At 72.2% G+C, this 1,742-nt stretch carries 3 protein-coding genes; all 3 read right to left on the bottom strand.

Features of this window, described 5'->3' with window-relative positions:
• Positions 1 to 6: 6 nt before the first annotated feature.
• A complete protein-coding gene (locus tag EYB53_RS25245) occupies positions 7 to 273 on the bottom strand; it encodes a hypothetical protein (RefSeq protein WP_135482391.1) in 267 nt (88 codons plus the stop codon).
• Between the two features lie 347 nt (positions 274 to 620).
• Positions 621 to 1,292: a hypothetical protein gene (locus EYB53_RS25240; RefSeq protein ID WP_135482389.1), complete on the bottom strand. Its 672-nt coding sequence runs from the start codon at positions 1,290 to 1,292 to the stop codon at positions 621 to 623.
• Between the two features lie 102 nt (positions 1,293 to 1,394).
• Positions 1,395 to 1,742, bottom strand: a 348-nt coding sequence (locus tag EYB53_RS25235; RefSeq protein WP_205712780.1) for a hypothetical protein, incomplete at its 5' end; no start/stop codon positions are given.

Raw genomic sequence — 1,742 nt, 5'->3', positions numbered from 1 at the left:
CGAACGTCATGACGCTCCCTCGGCCCGTGAATAAAAAAACCTACCCCCAAAAGGGATGCCCCCACCCTGTAAGGCCGCCCGCAGATCGTCCCCCGTGGCGGCCAAGTGGCGTAAGTGGCTGACATCAAGGTACGGGCTGAGCGCTTCGTGCAGGGCGGTGACCGGCGGGGCGCACGCCGCGCCTGGCGCGTGGCCGAGCAGGGGGGCAGGCTCAAGGCCGGGCAACGGGGTCTGCGTGGCCTGCGCGACCTGCGTGCGTGATGAATGGGGCATGGGAACCTCCTGGGGCGTCCCTGGCCCCGCTGCGACCGTCCCCCGCCCTGCCACGGGCCAGGGATGGCCTGCGGGGGCAGGGAGCACATATGATGGGGTGATGCGTGCGACTGGGTGACGGGCCATCCGTCACCCGGTGAGGCGATACGCTCGGTGTACGTCGCAGGCGGGCCACCCGCCTGCGGTGAACGAACTCACCAGAGCGTGAGTTGGTCAACGACGATCAGGGTGGGGCGGGCACGTTCCCGGGCCCGCTGCGCCGGGGCTGGGCTGGGTGGGGTCAACGCCGGTGGGCAGGGTGAGGGCGCTGGGAAAGACGGTGGGGTCAGCGGGCGGGGCCGTGGGGGTCATGGCTGCACCTCCGTCGTGATGCGTGGGACGGTTGGCCCGGTCAGGGTGACGTGGCCGGTTGCGCGTTGCACGGTCAGGATGACGTGGGCCACCCGACGGGCGTGGGGCCGCAGCGTGGTCGCGAGGTGCGCGACGGCGGCGGCGGTGAGCAGCACGCCGATGGTGCCCTGCCCGGCGAGGCCGACCAGGTGGGTCTCGGCGTGCCAGGCGGCGCGGCTGACCAGCGTGAGGGCGCCGTGGGCAAGGGTGACGGTGATGGGTTGCCGGGTGAGGTGGGCCAGGTCAAGGACGAGGCCCAGCGCTGGGCCAGGCAGGGTGGCCCAGGGGTCACGTGGGCGGGGTGGGACGGTGCCGGGGCGGGTGGCCCAGGGGGTCGGGTGACGACGGATATGAGCGGCCCAGGCGACGGCGCTGGGGGTCGGGTGAGGTGGGATGGTCGGCCAGGTGTCGGTTGGGCGGGGTGGGACGGTGCCGGGGCGGGTGGCCCAGGGGGTCGGGTGACGACGGATATGAGCGGCCCAGGCGACGGCGCTGGGGGTCGGGTGAGGTGGGATGGTCGGCCAGGTGTCGGTTGGGCGTGCGGGGTGGCCGGGGCAGGGCAGCGTCAGGCAGTGGGCTTGGGGGCAGCATGCGGGGCATGCGCGGACGGGGCGGCGTGAACGGGTCATGATCAGACTCCTGGTGGCCGTGCGGCGCGGCGTCAGCATGCCTCCCCGCCGCGTGACGGGGGGTGCATGACGCACGCTCCGCACGGGCAGCCGATGGGGTGGTCACCGCTGGACGCGGCAGCCACGCAACGATTTCATGGAAGGACGGGACGCCTGGGCAGAGCGCACCAGGGTGAACGGCGTGCCAGCGGGGGCACGGTGGGATGGCGGTGACGCCTGGGCTGGTCGTGCCCAGAGGCGATCATCAAGGGGCCAGGGCTGGCCCGGTTGGGATGGCATTGACGCCTGGGCAGCTTGCACCAGGATCAGATGGGTAGGGGCCAGGGTTGGCCCGGTTGGGATGGGGCTGACCGTTGTTCGACACGGTCGGCCTGGATCAGATGGGTAGGGGCCAGGGCTGGCCTGGTTGGGATGGCGTTGACGCCTGGGCTGGTCGTGCCCAGAGGTGAT

It is taken from the genome of Candidatus Chloroploca mongolica (genome assembly GCF_004762035.2).
In the GTDB taxonomy this organism is placed as follows: Bacteria; Chloroflexota; Chloroflexia; order Chloroflexales; family Chloroflexaceae; genus Chloroploca; species Chloroploca mongolica.
This window is presented reverse-complemented; position numbering and strand designations above follow the sequence as displayed.

Excerpts from the sequence above, each read along its gene's own strand:
- EYB53_RS25245 (WP_135482391.1), bottom strand. The coding sequence starts at position 273 with ATGCCCCATTCATCACGCACGCAGGTCGCGCAGGCCACGCAGACCCCG.
- EYB53_RS25240 (WP_135482389.1), bottom strand. The coding sequence starts at position 1,292 with ATGACCCGTTCACGCCGCCCCGTCCGCGCATGCCCCGCATGCTGCCCC.